We start from the raw sequence: 17,617 nt of genomic DNA, 5'->3' as shown, positions 1-17,617 counted from the left end.
ATGAGGTGATTCTCCTCGCCGGCCCATCCATTGACAAACTCTTTATTCGGATCGAAAGTATTTGAAAACCAAATGGCTAGCGAGGCCGCCATGCTCGATCTCGATCTTTTGCACAGCTTTGTGTCGGTGGTGGACGCCGGCGGCTTTACCGCTGCGGGCGAACGCGTCCACCGCAGCCAGTCCACCGTCAGCCAGCAGATCCGCAAGCTTGAAGACACGCTGGAATGCCCGCTGTTCCTGCGCGAGGGGCGCCAGGTCCAGCTGACCGAGGAAGGCGAGCGCCTGCTGGGCTATGCGCGCAGGATGCTGGCGCTTTCCACTGAAGTCAGGGAAGCGGTCAGCGGTCGCAAGCGCGTCGACGTGATCCGGCTGGGCATCCCCGACGATTTCGCGGTGGACACGCTGACCGGCGTGGTTGCCGCATTCGCCCAAGCCCGCCCGGGGGTCCAATTGTCGGTGCGCTGCGACCTCACCTCGGTCCTGACACGGAGCCTGGAACGCGGGGACCTGGACGTCGCGCTCCTCAAGCGGGAGCCTGGCGCGGGTGCGGCGCTGGCCTCCTGGCCGGAACGGCTGCATTGGCTGGGCAGCGCGACCGTCCCGGTTCCGCTCACGGCGGACGCGCCCGTGCCGCTGGTGGCGTTTCCGCAAGGGTGCATCTACCGCAATCGCGCGATCCACGCGCTGGAGTCCGCCGGCCGGCGCTGGCGCATCGCGTACGAAAGCCCGAACCTGGCTGGCGTGCAGGCCGCGCTGGCGGGAGGGTTGGGCATCGCCCTGCTGGAACGGCGCTGCATCGCGCCCGGCCACAGGATCCTGGACGTGGGCCTGCCGGCCGTGCCGCCGTCGGAACTGGCGCTATGCGTGGCCGGTTCCGCGCGCGACGGGGCGCGTCAGCTGGCGCTGGCGATCAGGGATTTTTGCGAGAAGGAAACGACGCGGCTCGCCGCAAGCTGACAGCGAGCCGGAAAGGGACACCAATACTCAGGCGATAGCGACCAGCGGGATCGGGAAGCTGCTGTTCGCGGCAGGCGTTCCCGATTCGACCATGGCGGGCGGAGCATTGACCGGAACGGCGATGGAGCGGACGTCGCAAACGCTGGAGCAGCGGCCGCCCGGCAGGTATTCGGCGGCGGTTGCCGCGCAGCAGCCGCAGCACGTGGCCACGCCCAGCTCGAATTGCAGGTCGGACAGGGTCGTCGCGCCTCCGTCCACGCTGGCGCGGACTTGGCGTTCGGTGATGGCATTACATACGCAAATGTACATGCGAATGATTATCGAAAAATATTCGTGCCCTGACAAGCCCTCCGCGCAAATAAATTTGCAACGGATTTGTCACGCAAACCCTTGAAAACAGGGACAAATTTCGCGGAGTGCGTCCCTAATTCAGCGTGCCGAAGCCTGGGCCTTGCGCAGCGCCGCCGGGGCAATGCGAAGCGCTTCGCGGTACTTTGCCACCGTCCGGCGCGCGATCACTATCCCCTGATCGGCCAGTTTTTGCATGATCTGGCTGTCCGACAGCGGCTTTGCCCGGTTTTCGTCGGCCACCATCTGGCGGATGTAGGTCTGCACCGCGGTGGCCGAGGTGGCGTCCCCGCCTTCGGTCGACACCCCCGCCCCGAAGAAGCGCTTGAGCTCCAGCGTGCCAAACGGAGTGAGCATGTACTTCTGCGTTGTGGCGCGTGAAATGGTGGATTCGTGCAGGCCGAGTTCGCCCGCGATGTCCTTCAGGATCAGCGGTCGCATGGCCGCCGGGCCTTGGCTGAAGAAGGCGGTCTGGCGCTCGACGATGGCCTGCGACACCCGCAGGATTGTGTCGAAGCGCTGCTCCACATTCCGGATCATCCATTTGGCCTGCTGCAGCTGAGCTTGCAGGCCCGCGTGGGCGGACTCTTTCTGGTTGCCCAGCATCTGAGCGTACAGCCCGTTGATCTGCAGGCGCGGCACCGCGGCGCTGTTGAGGGTGGCCTGCCAGCCGCGCCGCGTCTTGCGCACGATGACGTCGGGCACGGCATATTCCGCCGCGGGGACGGTCCAGGCGCGCCCCGGGCGGGGCTCCAGCCGCAGGATCAGGGAGTGCGCCGCCCGGAACGTGGCTTCGTCGCAACCCACCGCCGCGCACAGGCGCGCGGCGTTGCCGGTGGCAAGCAACGGCAGATGTTCCGCGCAGATCCGCCTTGCACAGGCGAGCACGGTGGGATCCGCGGCTTCGGGCAGCCGCGAGGTGTCCGGATTGCGCAGTTGCAGCTGCAGGCATTCGGCCATGCCGCGCGCGCCGATGCCCACCGGGTCGAACGACTGCAACAGGGACAGCGCCGCGCGCAGTTCGTCGAGGTCCGGCTCCATTTCGGCGGGCAGCCAGCCCAGGATTTCCTCAAGCGGCGACCCCAGGTAGCCGTTTTCGTCCAGTTCGTCGATCAGCAGCGATGCCAGCGCCGCGTCGCGCGGGGCGGCGCGCGTCAGCGCGAGCTGCCCCAGCAGGTGTTCGCGCAGGGTATCCGGCCGCGCCGCCTCGGGCAGGCTGGAATCGTCGTCGGGATACACGCCGCCCGACCCGGGCATCTCGTCGGCGGGCGTCTCGCGCTCGGCGGCCGGCTCGTCATCCTGCACGGAGGATTCGCGCTCGGACTCGGCCTGCGCCTCGGCCGACGGCGACTCGTCCTCCCGGTCCAGCAGGGGATTTTCCGCAAGCACTTGCGAGATCTCGGCTTCCAGGTCGAGCGTGGACAGCTGCAACAATCGTATCGATTGCTGTAGCTGTGGGGTCAGCGTCAGGTGCTGGCCAGGTCGCAGTTCTAAAATTGGACGGGTCATAGGTACAATATTTTGCATGATGAATCTGACTTCGCCCGCAAGCGTTCGCCAGGACTGCCGACTCATCGGCCAGACCCTGCTCAAATTGGCGCTTCCCCGACTCGTTTTGCGTGCGATCGTCATCGCCGTGGCCCTCGTCGTCTGGTATCTGGTGGCCTCCTGGCTACTCGATTTCGGCAAGCGCATGAACTACGACTTCCTGCACACCCTGGGTCAGCCGACCATGGACATGGCGCAGAAGGTCAATCCCTATATCTGGTGGGTGGTTGCCGGCATCTGGTCGCTGATCGTCTTCTTCCTGGTGCGCGCCTGGTTCTACGCCAGCCTGGCCTCCGGCGCCGCGACCCCCGTGGGCACGGACGTGCTGGCGGAACTGGCGCCGAACCTGTCCGAGGAATCCCTGGGCGTGCTGCGCTGGACCTGGGGCGACCGCCAGGAACCCTTCACGGTGGGCGACCTGCGCCGCTCGCTGTCTGAATTGCGCCACAACCGCATCGGCAAGATCGAGATGGTGGCCGAACAGGCCCGCATCCTGGAACCGGCCGCCAATCGTCCCTCCCGCGATCCGCGCGACGACGACCGGCCTTCGGTCCGTGGCGAAACGCGCGCCGACCGCTACGTGGAACCCCGAATCGGTCCTGCCCGCTAGGCGCTCGCCCCCATCCGCTACAGGCCGCCGCAAGGCGGCCTTTTCGTTTCAGTCCCTTGCCAGCAGGCCCGTCCTATACTGGCCCTCCAGGCTCGCGCAACCGCCAGCCGCGCAGAGACAACCCATAACACCCAACGGCAGCCGAGACCTGCCGGATGCGCGGCCAGTTCCTGGAGTTGTACGCATGTTCCGCATCCCCGTCCGGCACGCCGCCGGATTGCTGGTGGCCTGTTCGGCCGCCTTCGCCGCCGCGCCGGCCCTGGCCGCATGGCCCGACAAGCCGATCACCTTTGTCGCCCCGTTCAGCGCGGGCGGCGCCAATGACCTCGTGGCCCGTCTTCTCGCGAAAGCGGTCGGCACGACGCTGAACCAGCCCGTCATCGTCGAAAACCGACCGGGCGCGGGCGGCGCGGTGGGCGCCGCCCATGTCGCGCGCAGCGCCGCCGACGGCTACACATACCTGGTCGGCAGCAACGGCACCGTCACCAACAGCCTCATCCGCTCGGACCAGCCGTACAAGGACGAAGAACTGACCCCGGTCGCGCTCCTGACGATCACGCCTTCGGTCATCGTGGCCAGCCGGTCCAATCCCGCCAAGGACCTGAAGGACTTCGTGCAGCGCGCGCAGCAGCGCAAGACCGACCGCATCACCTTTTCCACCGCGGGCAACGGCAGCACGCCGCATTTCGTGGCCGAAATGACCAAGGAGGCGACCGGCCTGCCGGTCGAGCCCATTGCCTACAAGAGCGGCTCGGAAGGCGTGACCGCCGTGATCGGCAACCAGGTCGACGCCACGTCCGAAGCCAGCATCGTGACGCTGCCGCTCGTCCAGAGCGGCAAGCTCAAGGCCCTGGCAACCACCTGGGACAAGCGCATGGCCAGCGCCCCTGACATCCCCACCACGGCCGAACAAGGCTTCCCGGCCATCCGCATCGGCCATTGGGCCGGCTTGTTCGCGCCCACCGGCACGCCCGCCGACGTGCTGGACAAGATGAACGCGGCGGTCGAGGAATCGCTGCACACGCGCGAAGTGCAGGACGCCTTGCGTCAGAGCAGCATCGAGCCGGGCGGCGGCTCGCGCGCAAGCTTCGTTGAATTCACGGTGAATGAACGCGAACGCCTTGGAAAAGTGGTGAAAAACGGCCACATGCAGACGCAATAGGCGGACCTGCCGGCGCAACCGGGGAAAGCGGGGGATTGATCCGTCCCTTGCTTTTTCCGTTTGCGCTTCCAGAAAAAGTATGTTTGACTAGCAACCTATGGCCGCTCACCGCACCCCCTTCGCGATTGCCACCGGACGCTCCGCCGCTCCGGTCGCCGGCCTGCGCGCTCGTTCCTCCTTCGCGCTATCGCTATTGCTACCGATCGGTTGCCGGGCCTAGTGTCCCCGTGGTAGCTCGGCAGCCACGCTTGCCACACGCGATTTCCCCCTTTTATCTCTGAATCCTGCCGGACTATCCCGGCAAACCCTGGCACAAGGCCGCCATCCGGCTGCAATGCCGCCAAGCGCAACGCGCTCCGGGATTCAAAAGAAACCGATCGAGGTGTAGTAATGATGCTTGCCAACCCCGCCACCAAATACGTCCCCTTCGCGCCCTTTACCCGCGACTTCTCCGAACGCACCTGGCCCAGCCGCCGCATCACCAAGGCGCCGATCTGGATGAGCACGGACTTGCGCGACGGCAACCAGGCGCTGATCGAGCCGATGAGCGTGGAACGCAAGGTCCGCTTCTTCGAGCAACTCGTGAAGATCGGCTTCAAGGAAATCGAAGTGGGCTTCCCGTCGGCGTCGCAGACCGACTTCGACTTCGTGCGCAAGCTCATCGACGAAAAGCGCATTCCCGAAGACGTGACCATCATCGTGCTGACGCAATCGCGCGAAGACCTGATCAGCCGCACGGTCGAAGCCGCCGCGGGCGCCAGGCAGGCCATCGTCCACATGTACAACGCGTGCGCGCCGGCCTTCCGCAAGGTCGTGTTCAACATGTCCAAGGACGAGATCAAGAACATCGCCACCACCGGCACGCGCCTCATCAAGCAATACACGTCGCAGCGCCCCGAAACCAAGTGGAGCTACGAATACTCGCCCGAAGTCTTCAGCACGACCGAACCCGAATTCGCGCTTGAAGTCTCCGACGCCGTCGCCGACGTCTGGCAGCCCACGCCGGACCACAAGATGGTGCTGAACCTGCCCGCCACGATCGAGGCCACCAGCCCCAATCTGTACGCAGACCAGATCGAATGGATGCACAAGAACCTGGCGCGCCGCGACAGCATCGTACTCAGCGTGCACCCGCATAACGACCGCGGCACCGCCGTTGCCGCCGCCGAATTCGCCGTGATGGCCGGCGCCGACCGCATCGAAGGCTGCCTGTTCGGCAGCGGCGAACGCACCGGCAACGTCGACCTCGTCACGTTGGCCTTGAACCTGTACACGCAAGGCGTGCATCCGGGCCTGGACTTCTCGGACATCGACGAAGTGCGCCGCTGCGCGGAATATTGCAACCAGCTTCCCGTGCACCCGCGCCACCCGTACGCCGGCGATCTCGTCTTCACGGCGTTCTCCGGTTCGCACCAGGACGCGATCAAGAAGGGCTTCGCCCTGCAGCAGCCCGACGCCGTCTGGGAAGTGCCGTACCTGCCGATCGACCCCGCCGATCTCGGCCGCAGCTATGACGCCGTGATCCGCGTGAACAGCCAGTCGGGCAAGGGCGGCGTGTCGTACCTGCTGGAACAGGAACACGGCCTGGTGTTGCCGCGCCGCCTGCAGATCGAATTCAGCCGCGCCATCCAGCGCGTCACCGACGAGACCGGCCGCGAAGTCACCGCGGACGACGTGCACACGATCTTCAGCAGCGAATACCTTGAGCAGAAGGCGCCGTGGAAGCTGATCCGCCACCGCATCGACGGCAATCCGTCGGCCGGCGAAGGCCAGCATTTCAGCATCGAAGCCGAGCTCGAATACAACGGCGAACGCCGCGTCGTAAGCGGCAAGGGCGACGGCGCCATTTCCGCCTTCGTGGCCGCGCTGGACATTCCGGTGCGCATCATGGACTACCACGAGCACGCCATCGGCACCGGCACCGGCACGCGCGCCGCGTCCTACGTCGAACTGCGCGTCGGCGAATCCAGCACCGGCTTCGGCGTGGGCATCGACCGCGACATCGTCACGGCATCCTTCCAGGCCGTGCTCAGCGCCGTGAACCGCCACATCAATTCGGGCGCCGTGACCGCCACCGAACAGGAAGCCGCCGAAACCGCGTGATCCGCGTAACGGCCTGAACGCCCCAAAAGGGCGAAAACAAAGCCCGCCTTATCCGGCGGGCTTTTGTTTTGGCGCTGCGCAGAACCTGGTCTGCTCAGCCGCGCGGCCACATGTCGGAGGCGCCGATATCCGGCGCGTTGGCGGCCAGGAGACGCGCATGGACCCAGGCGGCGATCGCCAGCGTGCGGTGGTCCTGGTGGCGTGGGCCAACCAGCTGCAGGCCCACGGGCAGGCCTTGCGGACCCGTTGCGAAGGGCAGGTTCAGGCAGGGCAGGCCGAACAGCGTCCAGGCCCGGGAGAACTGCGGATCGCCCGTGCCCAGGTCCGCGAAGGGCGCCTCGCCGCTGGCGCTGGGCGCAAGCAGCACGTCGTACTGCAGGAACCAGGCATCCACGCGGGCGCGGGACTCGGTGGCGCGCGCCAGATTGCTGATGTGCTGTTCGGCGGTGATCTGCGCGCCGGCTTCGAGGATGGCCTGGAGCTTGGGGCTGAGCTGCACGGCATGCTCCAGGCGTTCGTAGGCCAGCGCCTGCGAAGCCTCGAACGCCATGATGTCCGAATGCAGCTGCACCAGCACGCAATGCTCGGGCGGCAGCGGGACTTCTTCGACCTTGGCGCCCGCGCGCGAAAGTATCGCCGCGGCCTGCGCGAAGGCTTCCTTGGTTTCGGGCTGGGCGTGGCGCCATTGCAGGCTGCGGTACATGCCCACGCGCGGCTTGTCGTCGTAGGACAGGTCCAGCATGCGGGAATCGCGCATCAGGACCGACGAGAACAGCGCGACGTCCGGCACCGACCGGGCAAATCCGCCCACGGTGTCCAGGGATTCCGCCAGGCTTTTGACGCCGGCCCGCGGAATGCCGCCGAAGGTGGGCTTGTATCCGACGACGCCGCAATAGGACGCCGGCCGGATGATGGAGCCCGCGGTCTGCGAGCCCAGCGCGAACGGCACCATGTCGTCGGCCACGGCGGCGGCGGAGCCGCTGGACGACCCGCCCGGCGTGTAGGCCTCGTTGCGGGGATTGCGCGTGGGGCCGGCCTGGTAGGTGGCGAATTCGGTGGTGACCGTCTTGCCGATGACGATGGCGCCCGCGCCGCGGCACAGCGCCACCGCGGCGGCGTCCAGGCCGGGACGGTGACGGTCGTAGATGGGCGAGCCGTAGCGGGTGGGAAGATCCACGGTGTCGAACAGATCTTTGACGCCGATGGGCAGACCATGCAGCGGACCGCGCAGGGCGCCCCGGTCGAGTTCTTCGGCGCGGTCGAGCGCGGCCTGCTTCTGCAGGGCGGTCCAGGCATGAACGGTGTTTTCGCGCTGCTCGATGCGCGCAAAGCAGGCGCGCACCAATTGCACCGCGGTCAATTCGCGCCGTTGCAGCTTGCGCACGGCTTCGACCGCGCCAAGTCTGTTCAAGGCAGTAGACATGATCCTTTCCTCTTTACCGGTGCCGCGCCTGCGCGCGGGACTGAAACTGCGCACCCGGTCCCCTTGACCGAGGGTGTGCCCGATACTGCATTGCGGCAATCAGCCGCGCAATCCGGAGCAAACCGACCCTTGCCATTGTGCGCATCGCGTCAATCCGGAAAAACACTGAAAACGTCTGGTTTTTGCGGGAAAAAATACGCGTCGCGCCATGGCTTTGTGTTGTTGCGTCGCCACCAGCATAGCGCAAACCCGTGCAATACAAAGGTCATATTCGTCTAGTATGCTGAAATCGTTTTCAGCAAACCATCAGCAATAAACCCATGGCCACGCGCCCGTCGCCCCGCTTTTCCATCATTGAAGTGGCTCGCAAGGCCGGCGTGTCGCCGGCGACGGTTTCACGCGCCTTCAACCAGCCGGAGATCGTGCATCCGGACACGCTGGCGCACATCCGCAGCGTCGCCAAGCGCGCGGGATTCCGGCCCAACCGGGTGGGCCGCAGCCTGCGCTCGGGCAGCACGCGCACCATCGGGCTGATCCTGCCGACGCTGTCCAATCCCGTGTTCGCGGAATGCTTCGAAGGCGCCGAACGGCGCGCGCGCGAGTCGGGCTACAGCGTCATGCTGACCGCCACCGGCTACGACCCCGCGGTGGAATCCGCCGCGGTGCAAGGCCTGATAGACCACCAGGTGGATGGCCTGATCCTCACGGTCGCGGACGTGTCCAAAAGCGCAACGCTGGACGACCTGGACCGCAGCGGCATTCCTTACGTGCTGGTCTACAACGAGTCCGCTGATCACCCCTTTGCGTCGGTCGACAATCGCGCGGCCGCCAGCGACATGGTGGCCCACCTTGCCGCGATGGGACACAAACGCATCGCGCTGGTGACGGGGCCGCTGACCGCCTCCGACCGGGCGCGCCGGCGCCTGACGGGCGCCCGCGCCTGCGCCAAGAAGCTGGGCCTGGAACCCATCCAGCACATCTCGATGAGCTCGCACACCGGCAGCGACGTGGACGCGCTGAAGGCCGCGTTGCGCGGCAAGCAGGCCCCTACGGCGCTGTTCTGCTCCAACGACCTGCTGGCCACCGCCGTCATCGCGGACCTGGTCGGGCTGGGGCTGTCCGTGCCCGCCGACATCTCTGTGTGCGGATTCGACGGCATGCGCTTCGGCGCCTTGCTGACGCCGCCCTTGACGACGGTTGCCCAGCCCAGCGACGGCATCGGGCAGACCGCATGTTCCAACTTGCTGGCGCAGATCCACGGCCAGCCGCCGCAATCCAACCGCCTGCCGCATTGCATCGTCGTGGGCGGCACCGCGGCATCGGTGCGCCGCTAACCGGCACCTTTACCCATTCCCGACAACTTCCAGCTTCGTACGCGCCATGCTCATCGCCCAGATTACAGACCTGCACATGCGCACCCCGGGGGACAAGGCCTACGGCATCATCGACCCGGCCGCGTTCCTGGCGCCGGCGGTGCGCGCGCTCAATGCCCTGACGCCCCGGCCCGACTGCGTGCTGATCACCGGCGACCTGACCGACCTGGGCAAGCCCATCGAATACCAGACGCTGCGCGAGCACCTGCAGGCCCTGGAGATCCCGTATTTCCTGCTGCCCGGCAACCACGACGACCGCGCCCAGCTGCGCGCCGCCTTCCCCGACCACGCCTACCTGCAGGGCAGCGGACCCTTCATCCAGTATGCGGTGGAAACCTATCCGCTGCGCCTGCTGGCGCTGGACACGGTGGTGCCCATGAAGAGCCACGGCGAACTGTGCCAGGAACGCCGGGACTGGCTGGACGCGCGCCTGGCCGAGCAGCCCGGCCGGCCGACGCTGGTGCTGATGCACCATCCGCCGTTCCTCACCGGCATCGAGCACATGGATGACATCGGCCTGCTGGCCGGCGCGCCGGAACTGGAACGCATCGTGGCGCGCTATCCCAACGTTGAACGCGTGCTCTGCGGCCACCTGCACCGCACGATCTTCCAGCGCTTTGGCGGCACGATCGCATCGACCTGTCCCGGCACGGCCCACCAGCTCGCGCTCGAGCTGGGTCCGCGCCCGACGCTGCAGTACATCATGGAACCGCCCGGCTATCAGCTGCATTGGTGGAAGGGCGGAAACCTGGTCACGCATCACGCCGTCATTGGGGATTACCCCGGCCCATATCCGTTTGGGTGAGTCCTAGACTACGAAACCCTGCTTTGCCACATATCCGTCATGTTTGCGCTGCACAATGAAAAGGTTTTCATAACAGGCAACAATGCGGATCTAACAATTAGATCTTCGAGACAGCATGTCATCCATCGTTCTGGATAACCTCACCAAACAGTACGGCGGCGCGGCCGCGATCCATGGCGTGAGCTTCACGGTCCCGGCCGGCAGCTTCACGGTCCTGCTGGGTCCGTCCGGTTGCGGCAAGTCCACCACGCTGCGCATGATCGCCGGGCTGGACACCCCGACTTCGGGCACCATCCGCATCGGCGACCGCGACGTCACGCAGCTGCCGCCGGCCAAGCGCCGCATCTCCATGGTGTTCCAGTCGTATGCGCTGTTTCCCCACCTGTCGGTGCGCGAGAACATCCTGTTCGGCCTGAAGGTGCGCAAGGAACCCGCGCGCGATTTCGATCGCCGGCTGCAGCGCGTGGCCGGCCTGCTGGGCTTGAGCCACCTGCTGGACCGCAAGCCGTCGCAACTGTCAGGCGGCCAGCAGCAACGCGTGGCGCTGGGCCGCGCCGTGATCTCCGAGGCGCCGGTCTGCCTGATGGACGAGCCGCTGTCCAACCTGGACGCGCAGTTGCGCCACGAAATGCGGCGCGAGATCCGCGCGCTGCAGCAGAGCCTGGGCATCACGATGGTGTACGTCACGCACGACCAGACCGAGGCCATGAGCATGGCCGACCAGGTGGTGCTGCTGCGCGGCGGCCAGATCGAACAGCACGACACGCCGGACGGCCTATATGCGCGGCCGGCCAGCGAGTTCGCGGCGCGCTTCATCGGCACGCCGCCCATGAACCTGATCAACCTGAGCACGCAGTCGGGCGCCACGGTCATCGCCGGCACGCAGGGCCCCGCCATCGCGGGCGCGCCCGTCGGCGCCGCGAAGCTGGGCGTGCGTCCCGAACACATCCGCATCGACGGCGACGGCATCCCCGCCACCGTCGAAAGCGTCGAGTACTTCGGCGCGGACTCCATCGTGGTTTGCCGCATCGGCGACACCAGCGGCGTCGCCGTGCGGGTCGGCGGCCATCTACGGGCCAGCGCGGGCGAATCGCTGCGTCTGTCCTGGCCGGACGGGCAACAGCATTTTTTTGCCGCCGATTCGGCGGTCATCAACACCGACGGGCGCTAGGAATGGCCCCCACACTGCGCCTTCGGCTTGCTGCCCCCCGAGGGGGCGCTTTTTACCTTGGGACGGCCCGGCGGTAAAAACGCCCCACCCACAGAAAAGGAAACACACCATGCGACGCATCGTACTGAAGACCCTGGCCGCCAGCCTGGCCGCCGCCTGCCTTTCTCTGCCTGTGCAGGCGCAGAACAAGCCCGTCGAGGTCGAGTTCTACTACCCGGTCGCCGTCGGCGGCCCCATCACCAAGATCGTCGACGACATGGTGGCGGATTTCCAGAAGGAAAATCCGAACATCAAGATCAAGCCGATCTACGCCGGCTCGTACCAGGACTCGATCGCCAAGGCGCTGACCGCGCTCAAGGGCGGCACGCCGCCGCAGCTGGCCGTGCTGTTGTCCACCGACATGTTCACGCTGATCGACGAGGACGCCATCGTCCCGATCGACGGCCTGGCCAAGAGCGACGCCGACAAGAAGTGGCTGGGCGGCTTCTATGACGCCTTCATGCAGAACAGCCGCACCGGCGGCCACACCTGGGGCGTGCCGTTCCAGCGTTCGACGATCGTCATGTACTACAACAAGGACCTGTTCAAGGCCGCCGGACTGGACCCGGAGCAGCCTCCCAAGACCTGGGCCGAGCTGGTCGACTACGGCAAGAAGCTGACCAAGCAGGACGCCTCGGGCAACACGACCCAGTGGGGCATCGAGATCCCGTCCGGCGGCGCGTTCGCCTATTGGCTGTTCCAGGCGCTGACCACGCCCAACGGCGCGATCCTGATGAACGAGGCCGGCAACGAGGTCTACCTGGACAAGCCCGCGGTGGTGGAAGCCGCCCAGTTCTGGCGCGACCTGTCGGCCAAGCACAAGATCATGCCGACCGGCACGATCGACTGGGGCACCACGCCCAAGGACTTCCTGGAAAAGAAGGCCGCCATGGTGTGGACCACCACCGGCAACCTGACCAACATCCGCAAGAATGCCGACTTCCCGTTCGGCGTGGCGATGATGCCGCAGCAAAAGCGCGGCGGCAGCCCCACCGGCGGCGGCAACTTCTACATCTTCAAGAGCGGCACGCCGGAACAGCAGCAGGCCGCGCTGAAGTTCGCGCAGTGGGCCACCACGCCGGAACGCGCGGCCGACTGGAGCATCGCCACGGGCTATGTCGCCGTAACGCCGGCCGCCTGGCAGACGGAAAAGATGAAGAAGTACGCGCAGGAAGTGCCGGCCGCGGCGGTCGCGCGCGACCAGCTGGAAGTCAGCGTGGCGGAATTCTCCACGCATGAAAACCAGCGCGTCACCAAGACCCTGAACGACGCCCTGCAGGCGGCCTTGACGGGTTCCAAGACGCCGCAGCAGGCCCTGACCGACGCGCAGCGCGAGTCCGACCGCATACTGCGTTCCTACAAGTAAACCGACCCAAGCACGATGAGCCGCTCTTTGAATGCGCTTTATGGCTGGCTGCTTCTGCTGCCAGCCATCGTGCTGCTCGCCGCCTTCACGCATTACCCGGCGGTGGCGACGCTATGGCACAGCTTCTTTTCCACGCCCAAGGGCGCGCGTCCGGCCCGCTTCGTCGGGCTGGACAACTACGCGGTCATGCGCGACGACCCCGTATTCTGGCAGTCGCTGTGGAACAACCTCTGGTTTGCGCTGGGCACCATCCCCACGTCGATCGGCATCGCGCTGATCATGGCGCTGTGGGTGAACCGCAACCTGCGCGGCCGCGGGTTCCTGCGCATGGCGTACTTCACGCCGACCGTGCTGCCCATGGTGGCGGTGGCCAACATCTGGCTGTTCTTCTATACGCCGCAGTACGGCCTGATCGCGCAGGTGATGGGCTGGTTCGGCTCGCCCGGCCCGAACTGGCTGGGCAACCGCGAGACCGCGCTGCCCGCCCTCATGGTGGTGACGGTCTGGAAGGAAGCGGGCTTTTTCATGATCTTCTACCTGGCGGCGCTGCAGACGGTTTCTCCGTCGCTGCGCGAAGCGGCCATGCTGGAAGGCGCGTCGCGCTGGCAGTACTTCCGCCGCATCCTGTGGCCGCTCTTGATGCCCACCACGCTGTTCGTGCTGATCAACGCCCTGATCAACGCGTTCCGGCTGGTCGACCACGTGGTCGTCATGACGCGCGGCGGGCCCGATAACGCCAGCACCTTGCTGCTGTACTACATCTACCAGGTGGGATTCAGCTTCTGGGACACGGCTTACGCCGCGACGCTGACCGTCGTGTTGCTGGTGGTGCTGGCGCTGACGGCGCTGATCAAATTCCGCTGGCTGGACCGCAGGACGCACTATCAATGAAAGACAAGCTCGATACCCTGGGCGCGTGGGCGCTGGGCCTCTTATGGATCCTGCCGCTGGCCTATGCCGTGTGGGCGGCGTTCCATCCGCCCGCCTACGCGACCCGCTTTGACCTGTTCGCGCCGCTGACGCTGGACAACTTCGTGCGCGCCTGGCACGCGGCGCCGTTTCCGCGCTACTTCCTCAACACGTTCGTGCTGGTGACGATGGTGCTGGCCGCGCAGTTGGTGCTGTCCACGCTGGCCGGATACGCGTTCGCCCGCTTCGAGTTCCGCGGCCGCGACTTCGTCTTCATGCTGGTGTTGCTGCAGCTGATGATCATGCCCGACGTGCTGCTGGTGGAGAACTACCGGTCGATGAGCCAGCTTGGCGTGCGCGACACGGTGTTCGCCATCGGCCTGCCGTACTTTGCGTCGGCCTTCGGCATCTTCCTCTTGCGCCAGACCTTCAAGACGGTGCCGCGGGAGCTTGAGGAAGCGGCCCGCATGGAGGGCGCCAATGCCCTGCAGGTGCTCTGGAAGGTGTACGTGCCGCTGGCCAAGCCGATCTACGTGGCCTACGGCCTGGTGTCGGTCAGCCACCACTGGAACAACTTCCTGTGGCCGCTGATCATCACGAACTCGGTGGAATCCCGGCCGCTGACGGTGGGCCTGCAGGTGTTTTCGTCCACCGACCAGGGCATCGACTGGTCGGTGATCACCGCCGCCACCCTGATGTCGGCGGCGCCGCTCCTCATCGCGTTCCTGCTGTTCCAGCGCCAGTTCGTGCAGTCGTTCATGCGGGCGGGCATCCGCTAGGCGCACGGGCGATGCGCTGCGTCGCACAAAAAACCCCGCGAAAGCGGGGTTTTTCAATGCGAAAAAGGCTTGCGGGGGAATTCAATACCCGACAGTGAGCCCCGGCAAATCCACGGTGATGCGCGGACGCTCCAGCGCCAGGGCCAGGTGCTCGGCGAACTCCCGGGCTTCCTTTTCATCGGTGGACAGGGTGTCGTAGCCGAGCGCGTCGGCCACGCCCAGCACCTTGTCCAGCAGCAGGACCTTGCCGCTGGGGCGCAGGGGTTCGCAGCCCAGGGTTTCCCAGGCGCCGTCGAACCAGTCGCGGGCTTCGGCCTGGCGTTGCGGGGAGGGCTCGACACTGGCCGAGAGGTCCAGCGAACGCCGGGTGTCGAAAACGATGGTGATGTCGCTGCGCATGGGGGATGGCTCCGTCAGAAGGCGTCAGGCGAGTAGGGTAGGCAAAAACCGCCGGACAGATTGTCCGTCCGGCGACATAGTGCTACCAGCCCCGCGAGACCTCCCAGGTGACCTCGGCGCCCGCCGCCTGGGACTGGCGCATCATGTCCAGCAGGGGAAAGGCGCGTTCCTTCATCCCCACCATGCGAGCCATCGGGGCCACCGGCGCCTTGTCTTCGTCGTCTTCATCGACGCCGTCATGGGCATGCTGGTACTCGTCGATCGCGCGCTCGATGCCGCTGATGGCCGGTCCGAGCTGTTCCACGGTGAATACGCCGCGCTCGGGGATCTTGTCGCCCACCGGCTTGCCGGCCGCCTGCAGCAGCGCGCCGGCATGGTCGGTCAGCATCAGGACTTCGGCCACGACCTTGGAGTGAAAAGTGATCAGCATATTCGGGTCTCCCACATTGATTACCTTACTTACATACACTACCCCAACGCCCGGGGGATGCCAACTGGCGCCCTCAAATCAACTATGATTCAGGGGATTCCCGTGACAGCAGGCCCGCGCCGGCCCAGAAGCCGGCACGAGCGCGCCAGCCCGCCGGGCCGCCCTCCGCCAGGAGCGCGAACCGCCCTGCGGGCGCGGCGCGGATAGCCGGCAGGCCGCAACCCCGGACCGCCACCCCAGTCACTCACTCAGAACTACGCCAGACGCCCATGCTCCTCGAGCAACAAAAACAGCTTATCTCCCTGATCCAGGCCGCCGTCGCGCAGAGCCTGCCCGACGCCCAGGCCAATGTGCTGCTGGAGCGCCCCAAGGTTGCCGCCCACGGCGACGTCGCCACCAACGTGGCCATGCAGCTGGCCAAGCCCGCGCGCCGCAATCCCCGCGAACTGGCCCAGGCCATCGTGGAGGCCGTCATGGCGAACCCCGACGCCGCCGCGCTGGTCGAAAGCGCCGAAGTGGCGGGCCCCGGGTTCATCAACCTGCGCATCACCCCCGCCGCGCGCCAGGCGGTCATTGCCGCCGTGGCCGAACAGGGCGCCGCGTATGGCCGCGCCCCCCGCAGCGGCGAAAAGATCCTGGTCGAGTTCGTGTCGGCCAACCCCACGGGGCCGCTGCACGTGGGCCACGCCCGCCAGGCCGCCCTGGGCGATGCCCTGTGCCGGCTGTACGACGCCAGCGGCTGGGACGTCACCCGCGAGTTCTACTACAACGACGCCGGCAACCAGATCCATAACCTGGCCATCAGCGTCCAGGCGCGCGCCCGCGGCCTGACCACCGAATCCCCCGACTGGCCGGCCGACGGCTACAAGGGCGACTACATCGCCGACATCGCCCGCGACTTCCAGGCCGGCAAGACCCTCCAGGCCTCCGACGGCGAACCCGTCACCGCCACCGGCAACATCGACAACCTGGACGACATCCGCGTCTTCGCCGTGGCCTACCTGCGCCGCGAGCAAGACCTGGACCTGCAGGCCTTCGGCCTGGCGTTCGACAATTACTACCTGGAAAGCTCGCTCTACACGTCCGGACGCGTGGAAGCCACGGTCAAGGCGCTGATCGCCGGCGGCCACACCTACGAGGAAGGCGGCGCGCTGTGGCTGCGCACCACCGAACTGGGCACGGGCGACGACAAAGACCGCGTCATGCGCAAGAGCGAAGGCGGCTACACCTACTTCGTGCCCGACGTGGCCTACCACAAGGCCAAATGGGAGCGCGGCTTTCACCGCGCCGTGAACATCCAGGGCAGCGACCACCACGGCACCGTGGCGCGCGTGCGCGCCGGCCTGCAGGCGCTGGAAGAGGGCATCCCGAAGGACTACCCGTCCTACGTGCTGCACAAGATGGTCAAGGTGATGCGTGGCGGCGAAGAGGTCAAGATCTCCAAGCGCGCCGGCAGCTACGTGACCATGCGCGACCTCATCGACTGGGTGGGCCGCGACGCGGTGCGCTACTTCCTGATCCAGCGCCGCGCCGACACCGAGTTCGTGTTCGACGTGGACCTGGCCCTGTCCAAGAGCGACGAAAACCCCGTCTATTACATCCAGTACGCGCACGCGCGCATCTGCTCGGTGATCAACAACGCGGGCATGCCCCAGGCCGACGTGGACCAGGCCGACGCCTCGCTGCTGACCGCGCCGACCGAATTCGCGCTGATGCAGCGCCTGGCTGAGTTTCCCCAGGTGGTGGCGCTGGCCGCCCAGGACCTGTCGCCGCATCACATCGCGTTCTGGCTGCGCGACTGCGCCTCGGATTTCCATGCCTGGTACAACGCCGAACGCGTCCTGGTCGACGACGCTGCCCTGAAGCTGGCCCGCCTGCGCCTGGCCGCCACCACCCGTCAGGTGCTGGCCAACGGCCTGGCGCTGTTGGGCGTTTCCGCCCCCGAGCGGATGTAACATCGGTTCATGGCAACCAAGCGCAAATCCACCCGCCGTTCGTCCGGCGAAAGCGGCAGCACCCTGTACGGGGCATTGGCCGGTCTGCTGATCGGCCTGATCGTCGCCGCCGTCGTCGCGTTCTATGTCACCAAGGCGCCCGTTCCCTTCGTGGACCGGGCCAGCCGCCAGGGGGAAACCGGCAAGCTGCCCGATCCGCGCCAGGCGCCGGATCCCAACGCCGGCCTGTACGGCCGGGAC

General features: G+C 66.5%; 16 protein-coding genes and 1 pseudogene. 12 read left to right on the top strand and 5 right to left on the bottom strand.

Translation table 11 applies throughout. The features are described from left to right. Positions 1 to 90 precede the first annotated feature (90 nt). Positions 91 to 957 (top strand): LysR substrate-binding domain-containing protein, encoded by an 867-nt coding sequence (locus ABE485_RS11140; RefSeq protein ID WP_346515489.1) that lies wholly within the window; start codon positions 91 to 93, stop codon positions 955 to 957. Between the two features lie 27 nt (positions 958 to 984). Here ABE485_RS11140 and ABE485_RS11135 read toward each other — a convergent pair whose 3' ends face one another. Next, entirely contained in the window at positions 985 to 1,266 is a 282-nt protein-coding gene (locus ABE485_RS11135) for a (2Fe-2S)-binding protein (protein WP_346515361.1), read from the bottom strand. Between the two features lie 120 nt (positions 1,267 to 1,386). Beyond that, a complete protein-coding gene (gene rpoN / locus ABE485_RS11130) occupies positions 1,387 to 2,832 on the bottom strand; it encodes an RNA polymerase factor sigma-54 (RefSeq protein WP_346515360.1) in 1,446 nt (481 codons plus the stop codon). Here rpoN and ABE485_RS11125 point away from each other — a divergent pair. The 3 genes from ABE485_RS11125 (at position 2,831) to leuA (ending at position 6,728) form a co-directional block, all read left to right on the top strand. Continuing rightward, positions 2,831 to 3,463, top strand: a complete 633-nt coding sequence (locus tag ABE485_RS11125; RefSeq protein ID WP_346515359.1) for a hypothetical protein — start codon at positions 2,831 to 2,833, stop codon at positions 3,461 to 3,463. The two genes, rpoN and ABE485_RS11125, sit on opposite strands and share 2 nt — an antisense overlap. 184 nt (positions 3,464 to 3,647) lie before the next feature. Beyond that, positions 3,648 to 4,625 (top strand): tripartite tricarboxylate transporter substrate binding protein, encoded by a 978-nt coding sequence (locus tag ABE485_RS11120; protein WP_346515358.1) that lies wholly within the window; start codon positions 3,648 to 3,650, stop codon positions 4,623 to 4,625. Positions 4,626 to 5,015: 390 nt separating this feature from the next. Further along, the gene (gene leuA / locus ABE485_RS11115) at positions 5,016 to 6,728 is read left to right on the top strand and encodes a 2-isopropylmalate synthase (RefSeq protein WP_346515357.1); all 1,713 of its coding nucleotides are present in this window, start codon (positions 5,016 to 5,018) and stop codon (positions 6,726 to 6,728) included. Between the two features lie 94 nt (positions 6,729 to 6,822). Here leuA and ABE485_RS11110 read toward each other — a convergent pair whose 3' ends face one another. After that, complete coding sequence (locus ABE485_RS11110; protein WP_346515356.1) at positions 6,823 to 8,151, bottom strand: amidase; 1,329 nt, start codon at positions 8,149 to 8,151, stop codon at positions 6,823 to 6,825. A gap of 320 nt (positions 8,152 to 8,471) precedes the next feature. Here ABE485_RS11110 and ABE485_RS11105 point away from each other — a divergent pair, with 320 nt between their 5' ends. From ABE485_RS11105 to ABE485_RS11080, 6 genes are all read left to right on the top strand, one after another. After that, the gene (locus tag ABE485_RS11105; RefSeq protein ID WP_346515355.1) at positions 8,472 to 9,485 is read left to right on the top strand and encodes a LacI family DNA-binding transcriptional regulator; all 1,014 of its coding nucleotides are present in this window, start codon (positions 8,472 to 8,474) and stop codon (positions 9,483 to 9,485) included. 46 nt (positions 9,486 to 9,531) lie between these two features. Beyond that, entirely contained in the window at positions 9,532 to 10,329 is a 798-nt protein-coding gene (locus tag ABE485_RS11100) for a phosphodiesterase (RefSeq protein ID WP_346515354.1), read from the top strand. Between the two features lie 115 nt (positions 10,330 to 10,444). Next, positions 10,445 to 11,500, top strand: coding sequence for an ABC transporter ATP-binding protein (locus tag ABE485_RS11095; protein WP_346515353.1), 1,056 nt, complete (start codon positions 10,445 to 10,447; stop codon positions 11,498 to 11,500). Positions 11,501 to 11,609: 109 nt separating this feature from the next. Next, positions 11,610 to 12,905 carry an ABC transporter substrate-binding protein gene (locus ABE485_RS11090; protein ID WP_346515352.1) on the top strand — a complete coding sequence of 432 codons (1,296 nt, stop codon included), beginning with the start codon at positions 11,610 to 11,612 and terminating at the stop codon, positions 12,903 to 12,905. A gap of 15 nt (positions 12,906 to 12,920) precedes the next feature. Continuing rightward, the gene (locus ABE485_RS11085) at positions 12,921 to 13,796 is read left to right on the top strand and encodes a carbohydrate ABC transporter permease (protein ID WP_346515351.1); all 876 of its coding nucleotides are present in this window, start codon (positions 12,921 to 12,923) and stop codon (positions 13,794 to 13,796) included. Next, positions 13,793 to 14,593 carry a carbohydrate ABC transporter permease gene (locus tag ABE485_RS11080; RefSeq protein WP_008160158.1) on the top strand — a complete coding sequence of 267 codons (801 nt, stop codon included), beginning with the start codon at positions 13,793 to 13,795 and terminating at the stop codon, positions 14,591 to 14,593. Before ABE485_RS11085 ends, ABE485_RS11080 begins: the two co-directional genes overlap by 4 nt. A gap of 81 nt (positions 14,594 to 14,674) precedes the next feature. On the opposite strand, the gene ABE485_RS11075 is transcribed toward ABE485_RS11080, so the two are convergent. Both ABE485_RS11075 and ABE485_RS11070 read right to left on the bottom strand, forming a co-directional pair. Then, positions 14,675 to 14,992 carry a hypothetical protein gene (locus ABE485_RS11075; RefSeq protein WP_346515350.1) on the bottom strand — a complete coding sequence of 106 codons (318 nt, stop codon included), beginning with the start codon at positions 14,990 to 14,992 and terminating at the stop codon, positions 14,675 to 14,677. 82 nt (positions 14,993 to 15,074) lie between these two features. Then, the gene (locus ABE485_RS11070; protein ID WP_346515349.1) at positions 15,075 to 15,422 is read right to left on the bottom strand and encodes a DUF1840 domain-containing protein; all 348 of its coding nucleotides are present in this window, start codon (positions 15,420 to 15,422) and stop codon (positions 15,075 to 15,077) included. Between the two features lie 269 nt (positions 15,423 to 15,691). Here ABE485_RS11070 and argS point away from each other — a divergent pair, with 269 nt between their 5' ends. Together argS and ABE485_RS11060 are read left to right on the top strand one after the other, a co-directional pair. Further along, complete coding sequence (gene argS, locus ABE485_RS11065; RefSeq protein ID WP_346515348.1) at positions 15,692 to 17,377, top strand: arginine--tRNA ligase; 1,686 nt, start codon at positions 15,692 to 15,694, stop codon at positions 17,375 to 17,377. A gap of 9 nt (positions 17,378 to 17,386) precedes the next feature. Further along, positions 17,387 to 17,617 (top strand): annotated as a pseudogene (locus ABE485_RS11060) (SPOR domain-containing protein); the annotation flags it as partial.

It is taken from the genome of Achromobacter spanius, assembly GCF_039673305.1.
GTDB classification, from domain to species: Bacteria; Pseudomonadota; Gammaproteobacteria; order Burkholderiales; family Burkholderiaceae_B; genus Achromobacter; species Achromobacter spanius_F.
This window is presented reverse-complemented; position numbering and strand designations above follow the sequence as displayed.

Bases quoted from the DNA above. Each gene is read 5' to 3' on its own strand.
- ABE485_RS11090 (WP_346515352.1), top strand. From the start codon at position 11,610: ATGCGACGCATCGTACTGAAGACCCTGGCCGCCAGCCTGGCCGCCGCC.
- ABE485_RS11100 (WP_346515354.1), top strand. From the start codon at position 9,532: ATGCTCATCGCCCAGATTACAGACCTGCACATGCGCACCCCGGGGGAC.
- ABE485_RS11070 (WP_346515349.1), bottom strand. From the start codon at position 15,422: ATGCTGATCACTTTTCACTCCAAGGTCGTGGCCGAAGTCCTGATGCTG.
- ABE485_RS11140 (WP_346515489.1), top strand. From the start codon at position 91: ATGCTCGATCTCGATCTTTTGCACAGCTTTGTGTCGGTGGTGGACGCC.
- ABE485_RS11095 (WP_346515353.1), top strand. From the start codon at position 10,445: ATGTCATCCATCGTTCTGGATAACCTCACCAAACAGTACGGCGGCGCG.
- leuA (WP_346515357.1), top strand. From the start codon at position 5,016: ATGATGCTTGCCAACCCCGCCACCAAATACGTCCCCTTCGCGCCCTTT.
- ABE485_RS11105 (WP_346515355.1), top strand. From the start codon at position 8,472: ATGGCCACGCGCCCGTCGCCCCGCTTTTCCATCATTGAAGTGGCTCGC.
- ABE485_RS11075 (WP_346515350.1), bottom strand. From the start codon at position 14,992: ATGCGCAGCGACATCACCATCGTTTTCGACACCCGGCGTTCGCTGGAC.
- ABE485_RS11110 (WP_346515356.1), bottom strand. From the start codon at position 8,151: ATGTCTACTGCCTTGAACAGACTTGGCGCGGTCGAAGCCGTGCGCAAG.
- ABE485_RS11085 (WP_346515351.1), top strand. From the start codon at position 12,921: ATGAGCCGCTCTTTGAATGCGCTTTATGGCTGGCTGCTTCTGCTGCCA.
- argS (WP_346515348.1), top strand. From the start codon at position 15,692: ATGCTCCTCGAGCAACAAAAACAGCTTATCTCCCTGATCCAGGCCGCC.
- ABE485_RS11125 (WP_346515359.1), top strand. From the start codon at position 2,831: ATGATGAATCTGACTTCGCCCGCAAGCGTTCGCCAGGACTGCCGACTC.
- rpoN (WP_346515360.1), bottom strand. From the start codon at position 2,832: ATGCAAAATATTGTACCTATGACCCGTCCAATTTTAGAACTGCGACCT.
- ABE485_RS11080 (WP_008160158.1), top strand. From the start codon at position 13,793: ATGAAAGACAAGCTCGATACCCTGGGCGCGTGGGCGCTGGGCCTCTTA.
- ABE485_RS11120 (WP_346515358.1), top strand. From the start codon at position 3,648: ATGTTCCGCATCCCCGTCCGGCACGCCGCCGGATTGCTGGTGGCCTGT.
- ABE485_RS11135 (WP_346515361.1), bottom strand. From the start codon at position 1,266: ATGTACATTTGCGTATGTAATGCCATCACCGAACGCCAAGTCCGCGCC.